This is a genomic window from Shimazuella kribbensis DSM 45090, from assembly GCF_000428065.1.
Lineage (GTDB): Bacteria > Bacillota > Bacilli > Thermoactinomycetales > Thermoactinomycetaceae > Shimazuella > Shimazuella kribbensis.
In genome coordinates this window covers 193,251-208,814 of the sequence record NZ_ATZF01000003.1, presented here as the reverse complement: position 1 = coordinate 208,814, position 15,564 = coordinate 193,251, and the positions used below count along the sequence as shown (strand labels likewise).

At 40.8% G+C, this 15,564-nt stretch carries 15 protein-coding genes and 1 pseudogene; 10 read left to right on the top strand and 6 right to left on the bottom strand.

Going from position 1 to position 15,564, the window contains the following annotated elements:
- Nucleotides 1-128: 128 nt before the first annotated feature.
- A complete protein-coding gene (locus tag A3GQ_RS0106915; RefSeq protein WP_028776432.1) occupies nt 129-995 on the bottom strand; it encodes a 5'-nucleotidase, lipoprotein e(P4) family in 867 nt (288 codons plus the stop codon).
- A gap of 638 nt (nt 996-1,633) precedes the next feature.
- On the opposite strand from A3GQ_RS0106915, the gene A3GQ_RS28205 reads away from it, so the two are divergent.
- Complete coding sequence (locus A3GQ_RS28205; protein ID WP_281170814.1) at nt 1,634-1,759, top strand: hypothetical protein; 126 nt, start codon at nt 1,634-1,636, stop codon at nt 1,757-1,759.
- Nucleotides 1,760-1,846: 87 nt separating this feature from the next.
- Here A3GQ_RS28205 and erm read toward each other — a convergent pair whose 3' ends face one another.
- Nucleotides 1,847-2,671, bottom strand: a complete 825-nt coding sequence (gene erm / locus A3GQ_RS0106905; protein ID WP_028776430.1) for a 23S ribosomal RNA methyltransferase Erm — start codon at nt 2,669-2,671, stop codon at nt 1,847-1,849.
- A gap of 526 nt (nt 2,672-3,197) precedes the next feature.
- On the opposite strand from erm, the gene qoxA reads away from it, so the two are divergent.
- Genes qoxA through qoxD form a run of 4 tightly spaced genes read left to right on the top strand, consistent with a single transcriptional unit; the run spans nt 3,198 to nt 7,044 of the window.
- Nucleotides 3,198-4,145, top strand: coding sequence for a cytochrome aa3 quinol oxidase subunit II (qoxA, locus tag A3GQ_RS0106900; protein ID WP_028776429.1), 948 nt, complete (start codon nt 3,198-3,200; stop codon nt 4,143-4,145).
- Between the two features lie 14 nt (nt 4,146-4,159).
- Nucleotides 4,160-6,136 carry a cytochrome aa3 quinol oxidase subunit I gene (gene qoxB / locus A3GQ_RS0106895; RefSeq protein ID WP_028776428.1) on the top strand — a complete coding sequence of 659 codons (1,977 nt, stop codon included), beginning with the start codon at nt 4,160-4,162 and terminating at the stop codon, nt 6,134-6,136.
- A 2-nt stretch (nt 6,137-6,138) separates the two neighbouring features.
- Entirely contained in the window at nt 6,139-6,750 is a 612-nt protein-coding gene (locus tag A3GQ_RS0106890; protein ID WP_051271313.1) for a cytochrome (ubi)quinol oxidase subunit III, read from the top strand.
- A complete protein-coding gene (qoxD, locus tag A3GQ_RS0106885; RefSeq protein ID WP_028776426.1) occupies nt 6,751-7,044 on the top strand; it encodes a cytochrome aa3 quinol oxidase subunit IV in 294 nt (97 codons plus the stop codon).
- 144 nt (nt 7,045-7,188) lie between these two features.
- Here the strand turns inward: qoxD and A3GQ_RS0106880 are convergent, their stop codons facing one another.
- Entirely contained in the window at nt 7,189-8,145 is a 957-nt protein-coding gene (locus tag A3GQ_RS0106880; protein WP_028776425.1) for a hypothetical protein, read from the bottom strand.
- 256 nt (nt 8,146-8,401) lie between these two features.
- On the opposite strand from A3GQ_RS0106880, the gene A3GQ_RS0106875 reads away from it, so the two are divergent.
- The 3 genes from A3GQ_RS0106875 to thrB are packed head-to-tail and all read left to right on the top strand — an operon-like array spanning nt 8,402 to nt 11,703.
- Nucleotides 8,402-9,700, top strand: a complete 1,299-nt coding sequence (locus A3GQ_RS0106875) for a homoserine dehydrogenase (RefSeq protein WP_028776424.1) — start codon at nt 8,402-8,404, stop codon at nt 9,698-9,700.
- Nucleotides 9,697-10,770 carry a threonine synthase gene (gene thrC / locus A3GQ_RS0106870; protein ID WP_028776423.1) on the top strand — a complete coding sequence of 358 codons (1,074 nt, stop codon included), beginning with the start codon at nt 9,697-9,699 and terminating at the stop codon, nt 10,768-10,770. Before A3GQ_RS0106875 ends, thrC begins: the two co-directional genes overlap by 4 nt.
- 18 nt (nt 10,771-10,788) lie before the next feature.
- Nucleotides 10,789-11,703 carry a homoserine kinase gene (gene thrB, locus A3GQ_RS0106865; protein WP_028776422.1) on the top strand — a complete coding sequence of 305 codons (915 nt, stop codon included), beginning with the start codon at nt 10,789-10,791 and terminating at the stop codon, nt 11,701-11,703.
- A 104-nt stretch (nt 11,704-11,807) separates the two neighbouring features.
- On the opposite strand, the gene A3GQ_RS0106860 is transcribed toward thrB, so the two are convergent.
- Nucleotides 11,808-12,899 (bottom strand): nitric oxide synthase oxygenase, encoded by a 1,092-nt coding sequence (locus tag A3GQ_RS0106860; RefSeq protein WP_028776421.1) that lies wholly within the window; start codon nt 12,897-12,899, stop codon nt 11,808-11,810.
- 430 nt (nt 12,900-13,329) lie between these two features.
- Here A3GQ_RS0106860 and A3GQ_RS28485 point away from each other — a divergent pair.
- Nucleotides 13,330-13,422 (top strand): annotated as a pseudogene (locus A3GQ_RS28485) (hypothetical protein); the annotation flags it as partial.
- A gap of 52 nt (nt 13,423-13,474) precedes the next feature.
- Nucleotides 13,475-14,377: an aldo/keto reductase gene (locus A3GQ_RS0106850; protein WP_028776420.1), complete on the top strand. Its 903-nt coding sequence runs from the start codon at nt 13,475-13,477 to the stop codon at nt 14,375-14,377.
- Between the two features lie 11 nt (nt 14,378-14,388).
- Here A3GQ_RS0106850 and A3GQ_RS0106845 read toward each other — a convergent pair whose 3' ends face one another.
- On the bottom strand, nt 14,389-14,928 hold the full coding sequence (locus A3GQ_RS0106845) for a hypothetical protein (protein ID WP_028776419.1): 540 nt from the start codon (nt 14,926-14,928) through the stop codon (nt 14,389-14,391).
- The gene (locus A3GQ_RS0106840) at nt 14,919-15,560 is read right to left on the bottom strand and encodes a lysophospholipid acyltransferase family protein (protein WP_028776418.1); all 642 of its coding nucleotides are present in this window, start codon (nt 15,558-15,560) and stop codon (nt 14,919-14,921) included. Before A3GQ_RS0106840 ends, A3GQ_RS0106845 begins: the two co-directional genes overlap by 10 nt.
- Nucleotides 15,561-15,564: the final 4 nt, after the last annotated feature.

Sequence of the window (15,564 nt, the reverse complement as noted above, 5' to 3'; positions counted from 1 at the left end):
TTTAGGCAGAACAATGAGCGCATGATTTCGTTTATTCTTACGGAAAAAGATACCTAAAGACAAAACCACCCCTTCAGGAGTGGTTTTGATTTTCGTGTCTAGACAATGTATATTGTTGGATTTGTGATTTACTTGGGTTCCCATGCGGACTGAGTAGCTGCCTCTTTCCATTTTGCTCGGTTTTCATCAGTAGCTGCGGGTTCTGAATCTCCGAAAATAGCACGTACCCAATGTCCGTCAGTAGGATTTGGCATCAAGATAAACTTGCTTCCATAAAGTGCTTTATCTTGTTCCATCAGTTTGGTACGCTCGTTCACATCTTTTACATAATAAATCCGGCGAAAGTCGTTCAAATTATCCCCTAGATAGGAGATTACATTGTATTTTTGAGCGATTTCATTTTGGCGTGTCTCTTTGTTGGATGTATCGATAAGCATGGTCAAGTGATTTTTGTCTACATATGGAAATTTCAGTTTTTTAAGTTGGTTCTTTGCGTATTCGAAGGTTTTTGGGCCTTGATCACGGCTTGATACATAGTAAACCTCTACCCCTTTTTGCTTACAGTAGTTAAAGAAATCTACTGATCCTGGGGTGGCGACCATGTTGTATGTAGGAATCCACTGATCCCAAATAGAATCGTCGAAGAAATCTTTATTATTTTTGATAAGATAACCCCAATAATTGACAGGACTGAGAATCGTATCATCCAAATCCGTGATAACTGCTAATGGCTTATCTCCTGGCTTATGATTTGCTAGGGCAAGATCAACTTGCATTTTAGCCATATTAAAGGATTGATGATACAGCGCCTTATACTCTGCGGCGGTTTGTTTCCAAGCAACAGCCGTAGTCAGGATGTTGTTCAATCCAGTTCCTTGTGGTGCAGATTCGGCTTGTACCTGCGCTAATGGCTGATTGGAAGAGCCAAATAAATAACCAATGATTGTACTTAGTACAATCATACCAACTACCATCATGGAAGCGTATTTTTTCATTCTTTTTCCCCCTGGTTCTCCATTGATTTTCATTCGATTAGCAATTTTTACATTAAACAATCTCCTTGCAAGATAAGAGCAGAAAAACGTAAAAATATTGCTAGTGACGCAATTAAAAAGTTTGACATACTGTCATCCCGTTTTGAAACGAGAGGGTCCCAAAACGACTCATAAACAACATTTTTTGAAAATTTTTATTTCTATAAATGAAATAATACATTTATGAGTATCCACATTATACGGAATAAATGGACTGGATTACAAGAGGAAATGATGGGAATAGTTGATAAAACTACAAATAGGTACAATATCATATAGAACATTTAAAATGCTCGATTATTAAAATTAATATTTTATAATTTCGAGTTTTAATATTATTCGGGAGGGATTATAAGCAAGGAGACGGATGTCTTCGTGCCGCTGAGAGAATAAAATATATATTTTGAATATTATTTGTTATAATGACTGCAAATATCCTTCTCATCAGGAGAAGGATCATGGAACCTAGAGAGGAGGTTACATGGTTGGTAAGTGTCCGTTGTGTTCCAAGGAAAACGTAGAACTTTTCCCCTTCTACTCGCATCAGTACTGCGAGCAGTGCAGACTGGAAAGGGAAGTTCGAGAAGAGTACTTGGACAATGTCGAGGATCCGTGGATCGAAGATGCTATGGCTCTCGATGACGAAGAAGACTGCTTCGGCTGTGACGACGACCACTGCGACTTCTGTAGCTAATGGTCATGGTTCCAGCCCCGTATGTGTGTGACGGGGCCCACCATATAAATAATATATTCCTATATATAGAACAAACTCCCTACAAAATGATAGGGAGTTTGTTGTGTTAGAAAAAACATTATCTTGGCCAGCGATGTGGAGGAACATATTGTGTTATCGTTTGAAAGATAGCAGCCCATTGATATTCATTGAGGATAGAAACAGGGTCGTACCTGTCTATTTTTATGTTTCTTACCAATCGAGTAATTTGCGGCGCAGTAAATATTCCTTTCAATGCACCTTCCAATGATTGATTGGGGTATTTTAAACAATGAGACACAAAAGAGAAAAAGGCTTTGTGATATTTCTCAGACAAGAGTGGCTGCACTCTCCGCTTGATGATAAAAATAACTGATTCCACTCGAGGTGGAGGGGAGAAGCAATGAGATGGAATCGTTTTTCCTATCTCAAACTCAAACCACATTTTCCATTTTAAGATGGCTGGATTGGTCTGTTTCTTTTGGCTGAATCTTTTTGCTGCACCTTTTTCCATGATAAGAATAGCACGATCAAGGCTGTTGTTTGGTGAATGCAGCAACTTGTTGAGTATCAAAGTCGTAATGGAGTATGGGATATTTGCTACAACAGTAAAAGTTTTTCTTGGCAAGGTACTTTTCAAAAAGTCTTGTGCTATGACTTGGATATTGTTTCTGTCATTGATTTTTTCTTTTAATTTTGGTATCAAGTTGGGATCATTCTCCATAGCGATGACTTTCCCTGCGTTTTCGGCTATTGGTAATGTTAATGCACCAAGTCCAGCGCCAATTTCAAGTATCGTTTCATCGGATTTGATTTTCGCTGTGGCGATCACTTCTTCAATCATACGTTTATTGTGAAGGAAATGCTGTCCTGTATGTGCCTGTTTGGAAAGGTTTTGTCGGATCGATTTTCTATTTTTGGGCATAAAAAAACCTCTTTCATCGTTTTAGCGATTGAAAAAGGTACAGTTAATAAACTCAGCATTTTTGAAATTCAAAAACGGAGTCCCTATCTGTACCTCTTTTTAACGCAAACGAATGAAAAAGATATTGATACAAATGCCCATTTTTTACTTGATCCTCCTTCCCTGAAACTACATTTGAAAATTATTATAGCACAAATCAAATATAAATTCGTTCTATATAGTTAGCTAATCGATAAGGGTAGATTTTGTAGGAACATATTTTTTATCTAACCCAAGATGCAATGTTCACAATTAAAAGTTATCCGTGAAAAAGCAAAAAAGTGAATAATCTAAGTAATGTAAGGGATTACAGCGATGTTCTCTCTTTTTTTAATGCCGAAAATTTAAGTTCATTTATTCACAAACTTGTCACCAAGCGGTCAACTTTATATAAGAAATGGTTCTATAATTCATTAGTGAAGGATATATGTCTTAATTAATAACAATTATGGTCAAAAGTATTTGGTAAAGGGAGTAGGTGACCAAAATGCGATTAAAAACAGGATATGTAGCGATTTTTTTCACAATGGCCTTATTGCTGTCAGGATGTTCATCACTAAAATCAGGAGTTTTAAACCCACAAGGACCCGTAGCACAAAAGCAATATGATCTAATCATCTGGTCCATTGTATTGATGTCCATCGTTTTTATTGCAGTTATTGTACTTTTTGTTTATATGCTTGTGAAATACCGAGCAAAGTCGACGAATGAAGATTATGTAGAACCAGAAGAAAAAGAGAACAAATGGTTAGAGGTTTTATGGACAGCGATTCCCGTTGTCATCATTATCGCATTAGCTATACCTACAGTAAAAACAACGTTTAGTTTAGAAAAATCACCAAGTCCAAATCAAAAACCAATCACGATACAAGTAACTTCAGCTAACTGGAAATGGATTTTTAAATATCCAGAACAAGGTATCCAAACCGTCAACTATGTGAATATACCTGCAAACGTACCCGTGCGTTTTCAATTAAATGCAGTTGGTCCGATGAACTCTTTCTGGGTTCCAGAATTAGGTGGACAAGAGTATACCATGCCTGGTATGACGATGTATCTTTGGTTGGAAGCAGATAAAGCAGGAACGTTTATTGGAAGAAGTGCAAACTTCTCCGGAAAAGACTTTACCCATATGCAGTTTAATGTGAATTCCCTAGAAAAGACAAAGTTTGAAGATTGGGTAGCGAATGTAAAAAAGACAGCACCAAAACAAACAGAAAAAATGTTTAAAGATTTATTGAAACCGGGTGTAGTGAAGGAGCAAACTTACTCTTCCTATCCGAATATTGATGTGAATCGATTGGACGAGAATGGAAACCCCATCTTGGAGCCTCAAAGTCCAACACATCATCATGGCAACGGCGGTAAAGAAGATAACGAACATAAAGAGTTAGAAATGGATATGAATCATAATTCCCATACGAATCACAAGTAAAGGAGGTAGAGACCATGAAAGATTTCTTATTTAACTTTAAGATGCCAGAATACTTTTTTGTAACAGGAGATCCACTCATCTATGGTGCGTATGTATCGATCGTTTTGGTTTCATTAGGTATTTTGTTTGTTCTCACCTACTACAAAAAATGGGGTTGGCTCTGGCGAGAATGGCTTACTACGGTAGACCATAAAAAAATTGGTATTTTGTATCTTTTAGCTGCGTTACTTATGTTGTTCCGTGGCGGTGTAGATGCCATTCTCATGCGAATACAGCTAACAGCACCAAGTCTGAATTTTTTAGATGCAGATCACTATAATCAGATCTTTACCACCCATGGAACGATCATGATTTTGTTTATGGCGATGCCATTTTTGATCGGTTTGATGAATATCGCTATCCCATTGCAAATTGGAGCAAGAGATGTTGCTTTTCCAGCTCTAAATGCAGTGAGCTTTTGGATGTTTGCAGCAGGCGCAATGTTATTTAATATTTCCTTTGTATTGGGTGGATCACCTGATGCAGGCTGGACAAGTTATACACCGCTCGCAGGTAATGCCCTTGATCCAGGTCCGGGTCAAAACTACTATCTGCTAGGTTTGCAGATTTCGGGTATCGGGACATTGGTAACCGGGATTAACTTCTTGGTTACCATCTTGAAAATGCGCGCACCAGGAATGACCTTGTGGAAAATGCCTCTGTTTTCTTGGTCCACATTGATCACTTCCGTGATTATCATTTTTGCATTCCCTGTTTTGACGATTGCTCTGGCTTTACTAACATTAGACCGTATTTTTGGATTCCACTTCTTTACCCTCGCTGGTGGAGGAAGCCCCATGATGTGGGCCAACTTGTTCTGGATTTGGGGTCATCCAGAAGTATATATCGTTATTTTGCCTGCTTTCGGGCTGTTCTCAGAAATATTTAGTACCTTTGCTAGGAAGAAATTGTTCGGATATAAAGCAATGGTATTTTCGATGCTGTCCATTTCAGCTTTGAGTTTTATTGTGTGGGTTCACCACTTTTTCACAATGGGATCAGGTCCGTGGGTAAACTCGATTTTCTCGATCACAACCATGTTGATCGCGATTCCGACAGGTGTAAAAGTGTTTAACTGGCTGTTTACGCTGTATAAAGGACGGATTGAATTTACGACGCCGATGTTATGGGCACTTGGATTTATACCTGTGTTCCTCTGTGGCGGGATTACAGGGGTTATGTTATCGTCTGCACCAGCAGATTATCAGTATCACAATAGTTACTTCTTGATCGGTCACTTCCACTATGTATTGATCGGTGGAACGGTTTATGGATGTATCGCAGGGCTGATCTATTATTGGCCAAAAATGTTTGGCTTCATTATGAATGAACGTCTGGGTAAATGGGCTTTCTGGTGGTTCACGATCGGGTTCAATATGTGTTTCATTCCAATGTATATCGTTGGTCTCAAAGGTATGACCAGACGGATGTATACCTATCCAGCAGGATTAGGCTGGGAATCTTGGAACTTGATTGCAACGATCGGCGCATTTGGAATGGGAATCGGCTTTATGATTCTTGTTTGGAATATGTACTATAGTTTCCGCAAAGGTCAAAGAGATACAACAGGAGATCCATGGAATGGTCGAACATTGGAATGGATGACCAGTTCTCCTGCGGCTGAGTATAACTTTGCTATCATTCCAAAAGTAAAAGGATTGGATGCTTTCCATCTGATAAAGAAAGAAAAAGCGGCGGGTGTCAAGGAAGAAGAAGTCGAATTGAAACCTATTCACATGCCAAAGGGAGAAGCATTCCCGGTTGTTATGTCAGGGTTTATGTTCATCGCTGGTTTCGGCTTTGTCTTTGAATGGTTACAAATCGGTGCAATTGGAGTGCTTGGTTCGATTATCACCATGATCTGGCGCTCCTTCAATGACTATGATCGAGATTACTATATCCCGGTAGAAGAAGTAAGAAAAACAGAGTTAGCTGCTGGAAGGAGGGTGTAAGTATGGAAACAACAACATCAACAACAAAAGGTTATCGGCCAATGGAATATGCTTCTGAAGAAGGAAGATTGAAGATCTTTGGTTTTTGGATTTTCCTTGGTGCAGAGATCGTGTTGTTTTCCACTCTCTTTGCTACGTATTTTGTACTAGTGAATCAGACAGCAGGAGGACCTTCTGGAAAAGAGCTATTTGAGATCAAGATCTTTGCTATGGAAACATTCTTGCTCCTTACCAGTAGTTTTACTTGCGGATTAGCAGTATTAGCGATGAGAAAACAATCCAAACGCGGCTATTTCGGTTGGATGGGTGTCACTTTGTTGTTAGGTTTAGGATTTCTGATTTTAGAGATCGAAGAGTTTGCTATGTTAGTAGAAATGAACGCAGGTCCTACGCGCAGTGCATTTCTTTCCGCATTCTTTACCCTTGTAGGGACACATGGTATCCACGTAACGCTGGGGATTGCATGGGTAACGGGGGTCATGATTCAAGTGTGGAAACGAGGATTCACTCCTGTTACATCAAGAAAAATCTTTATGACAGGACTTTACTGGCACTTCCTTGATGTCGTTTGGATTTTCCTCTTCAGCACGATTTATTTGTTGGGGGTGGCATAAATGGAACAACACCATAGCGCAAAGCCTCATATTGTAGGATATCTTTTCTCTTTGATCTTGACCGTATTGGCTTTCTACGTGATGTTATACACATCGATGCCAATGAGTTGGAAAATAACCATCTTACTTGTTTTGGCAGTATTACAGCTTCTCGTGCAATTGTTCTATTTCATGCACATTTTGGAAGGCGATGGAGCTTACCAAGTTATCAATGTCGTGTTTGGGATTTTTGTAGCAGTTACGATTGTGGCTGGTTCGATTTGGATCATGCTTTACAATACAATGTTGGAGTAGGAACAATAAAGCAGGCATTGTCCAATAATGGACATGCCTGTTTTTTATATGAACCATATATGGTTATTCATCGAGACCGGTGACCACGATTGTGGTCACCGGGTAAGTCCGATTACTGCCTAGTGGCTAGATGGGACTTTGACATCACCCCTCTGCAATCTCTCGAAAGGCTCCGAAGAGGACGTGTATGAGCAGTCCGTCTGTAGGATCGGTGGATGTGAGCATTTTCAGCTCTGTGTCCACTCGATTCCTCCACGGAGTAGCTTCTGTCAGCTTACGGTTGAACTCGTGCTGTCCGCTCTCTCTCATTTCACGGATGACAATCTCATCCAGCAAGTCCATGAGGCTCACGATGTAACCGAAGAACTTGATTCGGTTCTCGAGCTGCTCTTCCAGTGTTTCCGGCTTGGTACTTGACGGGATTTCCGAGATGTTGATGTCGTTGTCTCGTCGAGCGGATTCTGTCATGGAAGCAGGGGGTGCGACATCACACAACCTCATCGCTACGCCGAAGAGATCGGTCACCTCGATGTGGTTGATCTTGATGCGCTTTCCTTCATCTGTGTCTACACCATAGGTGGTAGCTGCGATGAGGAAGCTGATGAACACCCGTGCTGGCACCGAGAACCCGAGTTCCTTAGCCAGCTTGTCTGCGGCTACCATGGACACGTACTCCGAAGAGACATCTACCCCCATCTCAGGCAAGAACAGCTTTTCTTTCTCTCGTGCCTTTGAACGGAAGGTGGCGCCACAGTGTCCGAAGTCGTGTACAATGGCAGCAAACAAGATGGCCAGAACGATTTCTGGGTCGAGTTTTTTACCAGTAACTGCTTCGTAGGCCTTGATGAAGATGCGTACACTCTCGAATACCTGTGCGAAGTGCTCTACGTTATGGTAGGCATGGTCCTTCGCTGATTTGTGAGCGCGAATCAGGGCAATCTTCAACGTCTCGATGCCGTTGGTGACCCGATTCTTGTAGAGCTCTGGTCGATCCAGGTCAGTAGTAAGGCTAGGGACGTTCGGATACCACTTTTTGAAGTCGTCGAGTGGAATATAGGGAGCGTAAATTCCCAGCATCCCAGAAGAGAGGACGACAGACATTGCATGCCTTTCGTTGATAACATCGGGTGGATGTCGAACATTTTTATTATATCGAATATTGATGTAATATTGCATTTCTTATTTATATTTAGGGTAATAAATAAGATCTTTAACTAATTTAAAGTATATTTTTCCTAAATCATAAAAAGGATGGTTGAATGCGTTTCATCCTGCTATAATGGTAAGAATAAAATTCGCTCCTCGATAGAATTTTCAGGGAGCGTCTTTTTACATTTTGATCACAGGAGGGATAGAGATGGAGAAGAGATTAGTGAAGGTAGGCTTGATGGGTTTTGGTACAGTAGGAACGGGTGTCTATCGAATTATTCGAGCTCATCAAGAAGATCTAAGAAAACAGACAGGATTAAACATAGAGATCCATCGTATTTTTGTTAAGGATATACATAAGGAAAGAGGCATCTCTACCCCTACAGGTATGTTGACAAACAATATTGATGATATCCTTTATGACCATGATATTGATGTAATAGTGGAAGTAATGGGAGGCATAGAGCCAACCAAATCATATATTTTAACGGCATTAAAAGAGAAAAAACATGTGATTACAGCAAATAAAGATTTGATGGCCTTGCATGGCGCACAGATCTTAAGTACAGCACAAGCAAATGGCTGTGATGTTTTTTATGAAGCAAGTGTAGCTGGTGGTATCCCGATTTTACGGGCATTGGTCGAAGGTTTATCTTCTGATCGCATCTATAAAATGATGGGTATCGTCAATGGGACGACAAATTATATGCTCAGTAAAATGAGCAAAGAAGGCATGGACTATCAAGAAGTGTTGGCCGAAGCACAAGCATTAGGATATGCCGAATCTGACCCAACAGCAGATGTAGAAGGTCATGATGCAGCACGTAAGATGGCGATTCTTTCTACGCTTGGTTTTCGTGTCGCGATGAACTTAGATGAAGTAGATGTTCGTGGTATCAGCAGTGTCACCAAAGAAGATATTGCTTACGGGAAATCACTTGGCTATGAACTCAAGCTTTTGGGAATCGCCGAGCGCTCCAATAATAAAATAGAGGTAAGTGTGCAACCAACCATGGTGCATAAATCCCATCCGTTAGCTTCCGTGCATGATGTCTTCAACGCCGTTTATATTTATGGAGATGCGGTGGGAGAAACGATGTTTTATGGACCAGGAGCAGGAGAACTGCCAACGGCAACTTCTGTTGTTTCCGACCTCGTCACCGTAGTGAAAAATATGAAATTAGGCACCAATGGATTAGGAGTAGTTGCTCCATACATTGAGAAACTACTCAAATCCGATGAAGAGAAATATTCAAAATATTTTTTACGTATGATTGTGGAAGATCAACGCGGAGTATTGGCAAAAGTAACACAAGTCTTTTCTGATCATAACATCTCGTTCAAACAAATTGTCCAGCAGCCTTATAATGGCGGACAAGCAGAAATCATTTTAGTGACCCATACATCAACCAAAGCAGATATGGATCAAGTGATGAAAAAGATGGAGTCGATCGATATGATTCATCATGTGAAAAGTTGTTATCGTTTAGAAGGAGGAGCAAAATGAGCCTAGCTACGTCAAAGGAACAGAGATTTGGGATTATTCAACGATACCGTGAATTTTTACCCGTCAACGAGAATACGCCAAATTTGACGCTACATGAAGGGGACACTCCCTTGATTCATGCGGCTTCGCTTTCCGAAGAATTAGGGATAAATCTTTATGTCAAATACGAAGGATTAAACCCAACTGGCTCGTTTAAAGATCGTGGAATGGTAATGGCTGTTGCAAAAGCGATCGAAGAAGGAAGTACGACCATCATGTGCGCTTCAACAGGTAACACATCAGCTGCCGCTGCTGCTTATGCAGCTCGCTCTGGACTTCGTTGTATCGTTTTGATTCCAAGTGGAAATATCGCGCTTGGCAAACTGGCACAAGCGATCATTTATGGCGCTGAAGTGATTGCTATCGATGGTAACTTTGATGAAGCACTCGATATTGTTCGGGAGATCACAGCAAAAGAACCGATTACGCTTGTTAACTCCGTCAATCCATACCGGATCGAGGGACAAAAGACTTCTGCATTTGAAATTTGTGATGTATTGGGCCAAGCTCCAGATGTGTTAGCTATTCCTGTAGGAAATGCAGGAAATATTACAGCATACTGGAAAGGGTTTAAGGAATACAAACAAGCAGGTAAAATCGAGCAACTGCCACAAATGTTTGGTTTTCAAGCAGATGGATCAGCTCCGCTCGTTTATGGGAAACTGGTTCCAAATCCAGAAACGATCGCTACTGCGATTCGTATCGGAAATCCAGCGAGCAAAGATGGTGCATTGCAAGCACTTTCTGAGTCAAATGGACATATTGATGCAGTGACGGATGAAGAAATTTTGGCTGCCTATCAAAAGCTGGCAAGTACGGAAGGCGTATTTTGTGAACCTGCCTCTGCTGCATCGATCGCTGGTGTGATCAAGCAGCGCAAACAAGGGAAGATTTCGAAGGGAGCAACCGTTGTTTGTGTGTTGACTGGTAATGGTTTAAAAGATCCGAACATTGCTTTGAGTACCATTGAACAACAACCCGAAACTGTCCCTGCAACACGTGAAGCAGTTATGTCGTTGATCTCGAAATAGAGTAGAGAGGTATAGAAAATGAATCATCAGGGAGTTACCGTAAAAGTTCCAGCAAGTACAGCAAATATGGGACCTGGATTTGATGCTATCGGGATGGCTTTTCAGATCTACACTGTTATTCGTATGGAACTTGCATCAGAGACCAAAGTTCACGTACTAGGTGACCATTTATCCGCTCTTCCGACCGATAAATCCAATCTTCTCTATCAAGTTGCAGCCCATTTGTATCAATCGTTAGATTTAGCCGCACCAGAACTATCCATCGAAGTCAGCTCTGAAATCCCACTTACTCGTGGGCTGGGAAGCAGTGCAGCTGCGGTTGTCGGTGCACTTGTCGCAGCCAATGTTTTAGCAGGAAAACCGTATACAACAGATGAACTTTTCTCGATGGCCGCTCGATGGGAAGGACATCCAGATAACGTGGGTGCATCTTTCTTTGGAGGAATCATTGTTTCCTCTATGCCAGAAAAAGAAGGTCCAGTACCTTATGTTTGCCTGCCAGTACCTGATTCCTTGCGAGTTTTGGCACTTATTCCAGATTTTTGGTTATCAACAGATAAGGCAAGATCCGTACTGCCAAACTCCTATGATAAAAAAGAGGTTGTATTTACGATTGGACACAGCAGCTTGATGGTAGCGGCATTAGCTCAAAATCGACTGGATCTGTTGGCGGAAGCGATGCAAGATAAAATTCATCAAAACTATCGGGCAAGTCTCATTCCTGGGTTAGCGGAAATTTTGTCTGATGCCATTTCACATGGGGCCCTTGGTGTGGCTCTTAGTGGAGCAGGGCCAACGATGCTCTGTTTGTATGAGACAGAGGAACAGCGTGAATCGCTATCTCGTTTTTTGGGAGAGGTAATGGAGAAACATCAAGTCGGCTATCAGTTGCTGGACCTTGCACCAGATACGGTAGGAGTGCAGATATCATAGAAATCGTCTTGTTTGAATTCGTCCCGGAGTATATAGGAAAGATGAAATAGATGATACAAAGAAAAGTGACCTTGAATCCTTTACTAGGACTTCAGGTCACTTTTTTATTCTTCTTCATAAGGACGATCTTGGTAAAAATAGTTAGGTTTGATGATTTTATTTTTATATGGCTTATGGAAGATATGTGTTGTCGCTGGTGACATAGGGGGAATCAGCCATGCCCATTCTCCTGTGAGATCTCTTCCGCTTTTTTGCTCATTTTTCTCAAATGCTTTAAACTGTTGAGCTGCGGTGTGGTGGTCTACGATGCTGACACCAGCTTTTTTAAAAGAATCTAACACTGCTAGATTTAACTCTACTAACGCACGATCTTTCCATAAGGTTGCATTGCTTCCGCGATTTAGCCCGATGATATCCGCTACTGAGGGAAGTAGATTATACCGATCCTCATCAGCAAGATTCCTAGCCCCGATCTCCGTTCCCATATACCAGCCGTTAAACGGTGCAGCTACATAGTTGATCCCGCCAATTTCTAATCGCATATCGGAGATGATTGGTACAGCATGCCATTTGATCTGAAGTTCATCGAACATGGGATAATCAGCATGTTCAATGGGGATTTCCATCACAAAATTGTCAGGGATAGGAAAGTACTGCGGATGATCTCCGTTTATTTGAACGACTAACGGGAGAATATCAAAAGCTGTTCCTGTTCCTTGCCAACCTAACTCCTGACATGCCTTTGTAAAGGTAACAGAAGCTGGGTCACCTATCACACCATTTGCAGTTTCGTAACCTGCATAGCGTACTAATTGGTGATTCCATATTCGTACAGGTTGAAAACCATTTTGTTCTGCGGGGAAAATCGTGATGGTAGGTTGTATTTCGCCTCCATTGGTAGCAAAAGAGATATGGTGAAAGAGAGCATCCGCTACTTCTTGTGCTGTTTGTTTTTCTCTCGCATCAAACACATGGAGTCGATTCCAAAACAATCTGCCAATACAGCGATTGGAGTTTCGCCATGCCATTCTGGCTCCATGAGATAATTCTTCATAAGTATGATGATAAAAGCCAGTTTTGCTTATTTCTTCTTTTATCGCTGCTATTCTTAATTTGGCGGTTTCTATTGGTTTTCCCAGTTCTTGATAACAAGTATAGATAAAGTTTTCTGCTTCTTGGATGAGCCAATGATCCATTTGTTAGAGCCTCCTTGGCGATTAACCTCCAGTGTAAGACCCTATTTATGGTAAACGAAAATGAAAATATATGATGGAGGAGGGTTGTATTTTTTGTTACAAAAAGAAAGAAAACCCTATCATAAGGTAGCAAATATAGCAAATGAGCCAATATTCAACCTAGCATTTCTCTACATGATCTACATCATTTCTTTTGTTCCGATGTGTTAGAAAGGACTATTTGTTCATGAAGTGGCATCTATCGATGGATATAGTAACATCTTACCCCTATTAGAATGACTTCATCTTTTTAATTATTCTATACAAAATATAGTTGATGAATCAACTAATTTCCAAAGAGGTGACTAGAATATGAGTTCTTCAACACAAGAATTTGTAGGTAATAATATGAGTAAAAATGACATTTCGATAGTACTCTGAGGATAACTATTTTATTTGCAAAGGCGATTTTGTCATCCTACCATCTGGTTTAGGCACCTTTTCTTTGGATGGGGAGATAGAGATGATAGTTTCTTATCTATGACAATGGTTTATACTGATGAAAGATAGATGGAAAGAAATGAGGCAGAGAATCGATGCAGAAAATATCATTAGCAAAAAACTTATCTTTCTCTCGCATTATTCATGGATTATGGCGTTTGGATGAGTGGAAGCAGCCGAAAGAAGAAACGCTTCAATTGATCCAGTTTTGTCTAGATAATGGTATAACTACCTTTGACCATGCGGATATTTATGGGAGTTATACGTGTGAAAAGTTATTTGGAGATGCATTGTCACTGCAACCCAGCCTGCGTTCTCATATGCAGCTGGTAACGAAATGTGGCATCATCTTACCATCTGCACAAAGGCCTCAAAACGCAACTCACCATTATAATACAAGTAAGGAACATATTCTTTTTTCCGTGGAGCAGTCGCTTAAAAATTTCCGAACGGATTATATTGACTTGTTACTTATCCATCGCCCTGATCCTTTTATGGACCCAGCGGAAGTGGCAGAAGCATTTCAGGAGTTGCATAGTGCAGGAAAAGTTTTGCATTTTGGTGTATCCAACTTCAAACAAGATCACTTTGAAATGCTGGCTTCTTATGTAAAGCAACCACTTGTCACCAATCAACTGGAGCTGTCTGCATACCAATTAGAAAATTTTCAAGATGGGACATTACAATTATGCATGAAACATCGTATTGCACCAATGGCATGGTCGCCTTTATCCGGTGGGGATATTTTTGCTTCAAACGAAGAAAAAGCGGTTCGGCTTCGCCACACGTTGACAAAGGTTCAAGAGGAGATAGGGGCAAATGGAATGGATGAGGTTCTTTACGCATGGCTTTTGGTTCATCCGGCAAACATCATGCCCATCGTAGGATCCGGAAAGCGACAAAGGATACAAGCTGCTATTCGTGCAACAGAACTATCGCTCACACGGGATCAATGGTTTGCTATCTTGCACGCATCGATGGGGCATGATGTTCCCTAGATGATAGGAAATCAAGATGGGTTATTCCAAAAATAAAAGAAGTAGATGATCAACCAAGCAAGAGCCCAAATGTAGTATTTCACTTTTAGGCTCTGTTTTTTTAGTACATAGGTACTGATCAAGCCTGTCAACATGGTGACGACAAAGAATCGAATAAAACGTGCAGGAATACTGGCTGCTAAGAACGCCCCATAGGAGATTCCTACTCCATGTGCGGTTATGGCATAAATTTTATAAGGGATACCTTTGGTTGGTCCTAGTACCATAGCTAGCAGCCCTTCGTTAGTAAGGCTTGTCTTTACTTCCTGCATCATCGCAGAATCAATTGCTGGAACTTTTTCGATGATAGATGCACTTTCACTAGGCTGATAAGCTCCCCAAGCATAGAGGATAGACCCGCCAATCAATGCTCCGATAAGCGCATAAATACAGGCAAAAATAGCTTTTTTTCCGCTGTGCAAAGCAATAGCAGATAACAAAACATCAGGGATAATAAAGAAGAGGGTTGCTTCTCCAAACCCCCATAGAAGACTAGCGATTATCATTCCCATGGCGGAAAATCCCCCTCATTTGCTAGATCCTCCATTCGGTTATTTAATTCACGCATAAATTCTTTCTTTTGAGGATTCCAATAAAATGGATCACCTACTGTTACATGACACTGAAAGGGGACTAAAACAAAATCTCCTTTTGGCAATGCCTTGCCAAGTCCATGCATAAACGTAGGGTAGATCGGTACGTCTGGACATCCACGACTTAAGTGAAAGATTCCAGATTTATAGTTTTGAAGTTTTTCTGGTTCTCCGCGACTTCCTTCAGGATAAAGAATGACAATATCCCCATTTGCAAGTGCTTCATGAACACCAGCAAACAAATCATCTATTTTTTTAGCTCCCGTTCGTTGGATCGGTATAATATTCATGATATTCAACGAAAACCAAGCGAGAAAGCGATTTTTCAGAAAATAATCAGCAGCAGCTACAGGCCGTATTCGATTGGTTAAGGTTAGAGGAAACAGGGTCATCAATACCAAAGTATCCAAATGAGAATTATGATTGGCTACGATAATAGCTGGCCCTTTTTTTGGAAGCCGAAATCGGTATCTTCCACTTATACCTAACACGATGAGAATAAGGGGACGTATCAACAGTATTGAGAATAACAAACGAAGAATATTCGCCACATAC